The organism is Microcoleus sp. bin48.metabat.b7b8b9.023, from assembly GCF_013299185.1.
Lineage (GTDB): Bacteria > Cyanobacteriota > Cyanobacteriia > Cyanobacteriales > Microcoleaceae > Microcoleus.
Map to the genome: position 1 here is coordinate 296118 of NZ_JAAFKG010000001.1, position 8389 is coordinate 304506.

The window sequence follows — 8389 nt, forward strand, 5'->3', positions numbered from 1 at the left end:
GGTGAAGGCGAAAATAGAGTTAATACCCCTGATGAAAGCGATCGTTTTTGAAACTCCCGGAAGCCCATCCGTATTGAAACTGCAAGATATCTCAGTCCCTACTATACAAACAGAAACAGAAGTTTTGGTAAGGTTGCGGGCGGCAGGCATCAATCCGATAGATACTAAGTTGCGATCGCGCGGCACATTTTACCCCGAGAAAACTCCTCACGTTTTGGGGTGCGACGGTGCTGGAGTGGTAGAAGCTGTCGGTGCTGCTGTGCAGAGTGTCCAAGTCGGAGACGAGGTTTTTTTCTGCCACGGGGGTTTAGGCGGGTCGATCGGTACTTACGCTGAGTTTGCCGTTGTAGACGAACGTTTTCTCGCCATCAAGCCTGCTGCTTTAAGTTTTGTTGAGGCGGCGGCTGCACCCTTAGTTCTAATTACAGCATGGGAGTCGCTTTACGATCGAGGGCGCTTGCAAGCCGGCCAAAAAGTGCTGATTTTAGCAGGTGCAGGCGGTGTGGGCCACGTCGCGGTACAGTTGGCTGCATTGCAGGGTGCTGAGGTTTGCACTACTGTTAGTTCCGAAGCAAAAGCCGAGTTTGTACGGCAGTTAGGTGCAGATTCAGTTATTTTATACAAAAATACCGATGTTGTCGATCGGGTTTTGGCTTGGACTGAGGGCCAAGGAGTTGATTTGGCTTTTGATACAGTCGGGGGAGAAACTTTTTACCAAATTATTCCGGCTGTGAAGATTTACGGAGATTTGGTAACAATTTTGGAACCAGATCCGGCTTTGGGGAATTTGAAAACTGCGAGAATGCGGAATCTGCGGATCAGTCTGGAGTTAATGTTAACTCCGATGCTGCAAAATCTGGTGGAGGAACAGCAACAGCAGGCGAAGATTTTGCAGCAGTGTGCTCGTTTGTGCGATCGTAATTTGCTCAAAATTCACGTCAGCCAAACTTTCCCGCTAGAACAAGCTCAAGCTGCCCATGAGTTGTTAGAAACAGGCTCAGTAACGGGTAAAATAGTGCTTGAAATTGCGGCCGATTGAGATTGCCGCTGAATCGAATTCTGCCAGGATCGACCTTGGGCTTCAGCCCTCCGGGTACGTTGTTGGGCTTCAGCCCTCCGGGTACGTTGTTGGGCTTCAGCCCTCTTAATTTAAATGCTTATACAAGCTACCAGTCATACCTCATCTTTTTGAAAAAGGCTATACAATAAAAAAAATCAACCGCCTCACCATCTCACCAATGTTAGATAAAATCTGGCGATTTCTCAAACAATTAATTCAGCGGATATTACGGGTTTTTGGCAAAGATTCTTACCCCCCCCTAACCCCCCCCTTGCTAAGGGGGGGGAACAAGAGAGAAAATCCTGCTTCCCCCCTTAGCAAGGGGGGACTGAGGGGGGTTCTTCCAACTTTGACAGATGCGGAATACGAGGCGAAGTTGATGGAACTTCTCGAAGGGGTGAATCAGGGCTGGGGAAGAGGCGGTGTTGCGGAATTCTTAATCGCAAAAGAAATTAAAAATGGTGATTTGGCGGCTTGGTTGCGGAGGTTTGGGGTGCGATCGTTGGAGGGCGCGCAGGGGAGTACAGCGTCTACGGATGCGGTGGTATCGCTTCAGGAATTGGCGCGCAGGTTGGAGTTGTTGGGTAGGGTTGCGGGTGGGGAATTGGGAGAGGTGGCGGGGAATGTTGGTAGGGAGATTTTGGTTGAGTTTCCGCTAGTTTTGGGTGAGGGGGGTGAGGATGTTGATGGAGAGGCTGAGGCTTGGAAAAAGCGAGGTGATGAGAAATTAGATTTAGGGGATTTTGAAGGGGCGATCGCTTCTTATGACAAAGCCTTAGAAATTAAACTAGATTATAACGCAGCCTGGAACAATCGGGGAAATGCACTGAATAATTTAGGCAGGCTAGAAGAAGCTATCGCCTCCTACGACAAAGTCTTAGAAATTAAACCAAATGATCACGTAGTCTGGAGAAATCGGGGCATTGCACTGGGTAATTTAGGCAGAGTAGAAGAATCGATTACCTCCTACGACAAAGCCTTAGAATTCAAACCAGATGACCACGAAGCCTGGTACAATCGGGGAATTGACCTGGGTAATTTAGGTAGGTTTGAAGATGCGATCGCCTCCTACGACAAAGCCTTAGAATTTAAATCAGATTTTCACGAAGCCTGGTACAATCGGGGCATAGCACTGCATAATTTAGGCAGGCTAGAAGAAGCGATCACCTCCTGCGACAAAGTCTTAGAATTCAAACCAGATTATCACGAAGCCTGGTACAATCGGGGCATTGCACTGAGTAGTTTAGGCAGGCTAGAAGAAGCGATCACCTCCTACGACAAAGTCTTAGAATTCAAACCAGATTATCACGAACTCTGGGACAATCGGGGCATTATACTTTGTAATAATTTAAAAAAATATGAAGAGGCGATTGCCTCTCACGACAAAGCCTTAGAAATTAAACCAGATGATCACGTTGCCTGGTTCGGTCGCGGCAATGCACTGGTTAATTTAGGCAGGATTGAAGAAGCGATCGCCTCCTACGACAAAGCCTTAGAATTCAAACCAGATTTTCATGTTTCCTGGAACAATCGGGGCATTGCACTGGGTAATTTAGGCAGAGTAGAAGAATCGATTACCTCCTACGATAAAGCCTTAGAATTTAAACCAGATGACCATGAAGCCTGGTTCAGTCGGGGCATTGCACTGGGTAATTTAGGCAGATTTGAAGATGCGATCGCCTCCTACGACAAAGGCTTAGAATTCAAACCAGATGATGAAGCTGCCTGGTACAATCGGGGCATTGCACTGCGTAATTTAGGCAGATTTGAAGATGCGATCGCCTCCTTCGACAAAGCCTTAAAAATTAAACCAGATTTACACGAACCCTGGTACGCTAGGGGCATCATACTGAGTAATTTAGGCAGGATTGAAGAGTCGATCGCCTCCTACGACAAAGCCTTAGAATTCAAACCAGATAAACACGAAGCCTGGAGCAATCGGGGGAGTGCACTGGGTAATTTAGGCAGGCATGAAGATGCGATCACCTCCTTTGACAAAGCTTTAGAAATCAAACCAGATTTACACGAAGCTTGGTTGAATCGGGGCAATGCAGTCAGCAACACATCTAAACATAACCAGCTAGTTTATGAACTATTACAAGCAAAATTCCCTAAATCTCCACCAGTAACTAGAACTCTTTTAACTCACAAGCTGACACAGCGCGGCTATGAAGGAGAAGTATTAACATTACAAGCAGGCTTAGAATATTGCCAACAAAATACCCACCCCGAAGGATATGGAGAACTGCATCAAGCACTAGGAAACGCCCACTATAGTCGCGGAAAACTCAATTCTTCCTACACCTATTGGAATAAAGCCGCCAATAGCTACAACGAAGCCCTCACAACTCTAACCAAAGATGCTTTCCTGAAACTGCATCTAGAAGTTTTGCAGAAATTAATCAGAACTTTAGTCAACCGGAAAGAAACCAAACAAGCAAATAAATTACGACGAGATGCCACCGATTTATTGCAGCGCTTGCTGACACAGCAAAACTATTCCCAACTCACCCAACAGCAACTCACTGACAAATTAGTTAGCTTTGAACAATTAACCGTAAATATATTCATCCAATCCGGGCAGTTTACCGAAGCCTTAATAACAGCAGAAACTGATAAAAATGTCTGCCTATCTTGGCTGCTGGATGCCTTGCCAATTCCCGATTACCAAACAGAAGAGACAGTCACTCACGCCCAAATTCAGCAACTCCTCAATCCCACAACTGCCGCGATTTACTGGCATCTCAGCGACGCATCCCTGACAACATTCATCATTAAATCCGATGGCTTGTTGTCTCCCGAAACCTGTTTCAGCGATTCTCCCGATGAATTGGAAAAATGGGTGAAGGAGTGGAATCAACAATACACCGATTATCAATCTAAGGAGAAAACAAGTCAAGTAAATCATCCTTGGCGTGCGGGAATGCCAAGTAAATTTGCACAACTCAATGCAATCTTGAAAATTGATGTAATTGAACAGCAATTAGAGGGGATTACGGAGTTGATTTTGATTCCGCACCGGGACTTGCACCGCTTCCCAATTCATGCTTTGTTTAGTCGGGATTTTGTGGTGAGTTATTTGCCTAGCGCCGCCGTTGGGATTAGTTTGCAACATCGGTTTACTGGAATCTCTCGCTTATCTCCAAGTCTAGATCCCCCTAAATCCCCCTTAAGAAGGGGGACTTTGAGTGCACCAATCTCCTCCCCACAAACCGAGACTTTGAATGCACCAATCTCTCCGGCACAAACCGAGACTTTAAATACTCTTGTCCCCCCCTTCTTAAGGGGGGCTAGGGGGGATCGAAGCCTTGAAAACCAACCCGAAATCTCTCCCTTACCTCCAAATCTAGATCTCCCTAAATCCTCGACTACCTCCTGGGCTCCTACCCCCCCCAACCCCCCCCTTGCTAAGGGGGGGGCTAAAGAGAATACTCCAGTTTCTCCCTCAAAAACCGAGACTTTGAACACTCTTGTCCCCTCCTTCTTAAGGGGGGTTAGGGGGGATCAAAGCCTTGAAAACCCACCCGAAATCTCTCACTTACCTCCAAATCTAGATCCCCCTAAATCCTCGACTACCTCCTGGGCTCCTACCCCCCCCAACCCCCCCCTTGCTAAGGGGGGGGCTAAAGAGAATACTTCAGTTTCTCCCTCACAAACTGAGACTTTGAACACTCTTGTCCCCCCCTTAGCAAGGGGGGTTAGGGGGGTTCTTTCCATCCTCAGCATCGAAAATCCCCACAGCGTAATTACCGATAAAAACGGCCAACCAAAAAGACTCGCCCCTCTCCCCGCCGCCGAAATCGAATCGGAAATTATTTGCCGAATGTTCGACAATTCCACTCGACTCGAAGAAGACGCAGCCACTCTCGAAGAAGTCGAAAGATTGTTGCAACAACCACACAATATTTTTCACTTTACGGGCCACGGCAGCTATAATTTTGATACGCCCCTAGAATCAACTTTATACCTCAGCAACACCCACCGATTAACAGTCAGAGAAATCATCAAACATAACCTCAGCAACTACGAATTAATCTGCCTTCCCGCCTGCGAAACCGCCTTGACAGACAAACAAACAATTCTCGCCGAATATGTAGGATTAACTAGCGGTTTTATGCGCGCGGGAGTTGGCTGTGTCGTCAGTACCCTATGGCCCATAGAATCTGGTGCGAGTACCTTATTAATGATTTATTTTTACCAACGGTGGCGAGAAGCCGGCGATTCTCTACCCGTGGCTTTAGCAAATGCTCAAAAATGGCTGCGAGAAGCCACCCGCGAGGATTTAGCAGCCTGGTATCAAGGGGAAATTGACAAGATTTCCGAAAACAGCGCCGAACTTTCTGAAGTTGAATTTATGCTAAGCCGATTCTTTAACAGGAATCGCCAAGCATTAGCTACAATGGAATTAGACCCACCTTATCAGCATCCCTACTACTGGGCTGCTTTCACCATCACCGGATTATGAAAGACTCGCAAGACGAAATTTTCAAAGCTTTTATTGTCGCCCTAGTCCAACAGACTGAACCTTTGCCCGCAGCCGTCCAATCAGAGTTCAATAAAATAGGTGAAACTCTAACAATTAGAGACATCGAGAGACTTGCTGAATTGCATCCACCTCTGCTAGTAGCATATGAAGAAGCTGACACTTGGTTAGCGAATCATAGTGGCCAACGCAACAAAGGATTAGATGTTCTACCGAATGCTGAATCTGAAATAAACAACACTACTAATATTGAAACTGATAACAGCGCTAGCGACATCAGCGATTTGACAAATTTACCAGAAATTATCGATCGCATCGAGGCAAAAGTCCAGCCGCGCGGCTTTAAAGCATTCCTCGGAAAAATTTTGCAAGCTGCGGACTCCGTGCAAGCAAGTCGAGATACAATCTTATTGTCGATCGCAGATGGTTTAGTTCATGAGTAACGAGAATTGGCTAATCTACCCGACTGTCGATTTGTTTGTCTACGATTTAGCAGACGGCATCGGGCAAAATGAGGACAAGATTAGCCAAAATCGCGCACAGTTTGGCAAAAAGATTCATGGCGACAAAATCTCTACGTCACAATTAGAAAGTCTCAAGCAAGCTGAAACAGAAACTGCTGAGTATATCGAATTACTGGGCGACAAAAAATTCGCAGCCTTTGAATCTCCCCTCGATGGCTACGCTTATCCCGTGAAAATCGGCGATACCTATGCGGCACAATTTGACTTGTCTGGAAAAATAGAACCCGACGCAGACAAGAGATTTGCACCGAAAGAAATTGACTGTTTGGAATGGCTGCAACAACAGGTGATTTCCCGTGTCAATCCACCTACAACAATTGGTCAAAGTTGGCTGGTTTGGGGACAATTAACTGCTGATGACCAAGATGCTTTAACAACTGCTAAAAATTGCTATACTAAATTGAATTTATTCCCCAATCCTAAATGGGAAAGAGACTTAAAAGCCGAGGGTAAATTTTTAGATGCAAATTTTTATGAGTTGTGGCTACCACCGGGAGACAGAGGTAATATTAGCCAAAATTATCATGTCTTAATTTGCTTGTTTCCTTACAATAACGGTCAAGCAATTGCCGATATTAGCAAGACTGTCGCCAAACTTTACGTGCATTTAATGCGATTGTTTGCCTTCCGCAATAAGGTAATCTGGGCTTACACTCAAAGCCGCCAACTTAAGGCTGATTTGAAGGATGCTGCGCGGACAATTCAACAAATTGTTACGCAACTCCCACAACAGGTGAATGCGCCGAAAGTTGACCTGAAAGAATTGCAGCAAAGTTTGGTTGATGCCTTGACAATCTTCTCGGTTTATGCTAATTATATCAGCAGGTTGGAAGAGCAGGAAAATACAATCAAAACTAATCTGAAAAATTATAAGAGACGGCTGAAAACTATCGGTGAGAAGATGGACAATGACGTGGAAGCTTTTAAGTTTATGGCAAGTTTCAGCGATTTTGCGAAGGAAAAGTATGTTTGGCAAGTGGAAGCTGATAACAGGGGTTTGAGTGCGGGTTTGAGGTTGTTGGAAAATGCGATTCAGACGATTGAGGGGATTATTGAGATTGAGAGGGCTAAGAGCGATCGCACTTTGAATCTTACCATCGGCACTGTAGGCGTAGGAATTGCGACTAGCGGCGTAGCAGCCAGCGTCTATGCAGGCCAAATTAAACCTCCGCAAAATCCGATGGATGCGAATGCGGTTTTTGGGTTGAGTCTTGGTTTGGGAGTTGTTGCAGGGGTGTTGGGTGCGATCGCGATTAGGGCGATCGGCAAGAAACGGCGTTAAAATAGTTGTAGGATTTACGCATTTCTAATCAGGGAACCAATCCCCCCTAACCCCCCTTAGTAAGGGGGGGACAAGAGTTGTTCAAAGTCCCCCTTATTAAGGGGGATTTAGGGGGATCGAGACTTGGCTAGAAGCGATTGGAAACGGCGATTGAAATCGCTTCTACACAAACGAAGTCCGCCTGCGCGGACTGAAGAGAGAAGGGAGGGAATAAAATGACAACAGTTACTTTAAACTTAGATACTGTCGAATTAAGCGACGAACAGTTTTACCGTTTGTGCCAGATGAATCGAGATTGGCAATTTGAACGGACTGCTAAAGGAGAAATTATCATTATGTCACCAGTAGGCGGAGTCAGCGGCAATCGAGAAGCGGATTTAATTACAGATTTGGGATTGTGGAATCGTCAAACGCAGCTAGGGAGAGTGTTTAGTTCTTCAACAATTTTTCGGTTGCCCAATAATGGAGACAGATCCCCTGATGCTGCTTGGGTTAGCTTAGAAAGATGGTCGGCTTTAACTGAGGAACAAAGGGAAAAGTTTCCGCCGATTTGTCCAGATTTTGTCATAGAATTGCGATCGCGAACAGACCCACTAAAGCCGCTTCAGGAGAGAATGCAGGAATATATCAACAGCGGTTTGCGTTTGGGTTGGTTGATTAATCCTCAAGACGAACAAGTGGAAATTTATCGCGCTAATCGCGAGGTGGAGATTGTACAATTTCCGGTTAGTTTGTCTGGCGAAGATGTGTTACCGGGATTTGTGTTGAATTGGCCGATGATTTGAAAGAAAATTAGAAGAATCAGCGATTGGAGTCGGCGATTTCAATCGCCGACGCATCTTCAACCCACGGAGGTGGGTTTTGTCTGTGTAGCCGCGGTTTCCAACCGCCGGGGCTGTGTCGCCGCAATTTGCAGGGCGAACGCATCTAAACTTTAGATTAGCAGAATATGGTATATTGGAGAATAATTGTTGAGTAACTACAAATTATTTAATTAGGGTTTACCTGTATGAAACTCAAACCTAAAATTACCATTGCCG

Annotated in this window: 5 protein-coding genes; all 5 read left to right on the forward strand. The window is 45.8% G+C overall.

What is annotated here, in order from left to right:
- Positions 1-31 precede the first annotated feature (31 nt).
- The 5 genes from QZW82_RS01300 to QZW82_RS01320 all read left to right on the forward strand — a co-directional run bounded on the left by QZW82_RS01300 (position 32) and on the right by QZW82_RS01320 (position 8134).
- Positions 32-1039, forward strand: coding sequence for a zinc-dependent alcohol dehydrogenase family protein (locus QZW82_RS01300; RefSeq protein WP_293143319.1), 1008 nt, complete (start codon positions 32-34; stop codon positions 1037-1039).
- A 370-nt stretch (positions 1040-1409) separates the two neighbouring features.
- A complete protein-coding gene (locus tag QZW82_RS01305) occupies positions 1410-5525 on the forward strand; it encodes a tetratricopeptide repeat protein (protein WP_366664960.1) in 4116 nt (1371 codons plus the stop codon).
- Positions 5522-5986 carry a hypothetical protein gene (locus tag QZW82_RS01310; RefSeq protein WP_293143273.1) on the forward strand — a complete coding sequence of 155 codons (465 nt, stop codon included), beginning with the start codon at positions 5522-5524 and terminating at the stop codon, positions 5984-5986. The genes QZW82_RS01305 and QZW82_RS01310 overlap by 4 nt, the downstream gene beginning before the upstream one ends.
- On the forward strand, positions 5979-7349 hold the full coding sequence (locus QZW82_RS01315; RefSeq protein WP_293143276.1) for a hypothetical protein: 1371 nt from the start codon (positions 5979-5981) through the stop codon (positions 7347-7349). The genes QZW82_RS01310 and QZW82_RS01315 overlap by 8 nt, the downstream gene beginning before the upstream one ends.
- 215 nt (positions 7350-7564) lie before the next feature.
- Positions 7565-8134: a Uma2 family endonuclease gene (locus QZW82_RS01320; RefSeq protein WP_293143279.1), complete on the forward strand. Its 570-nt coding sequence runs from the start codon at positions 7565-7567 to the stop codon at positions 8132-8134.
- The last annotated feature ends 255 nt before the right edge of the window (positions 8135-8389 follow it).

Coding starts and splice junctions, on each gene's coding strand:
- QZW82_RS01300 (WP_293143319.1), top strand. CDS start 32: ATGAAAGCGATCGTTTTTGAAACTCCCGGAAGCCCATCCGTATTGAAA.
- QZW82_RS01315 (WP_293143276.1), top strand. CDS start 5,979: ATGAGTAACGAGAATTGGCTAATCTACCCGACTGTCGATTTGTTTGTC.
- QZW82_RS01310 (WP_293143273.1), top strand. CDS start 5,522: ATGAAAGACTCGCAAGACGAAATTTTCAAAGCTTTTATTGTCGCCCTA.
- QZW82_RS01320 (WP_293143279.1), top strand. CDS start 7,565: ATGACAACAGTTACTTTAAACTTAGATACTGTCGAATTAAGCGACGAA.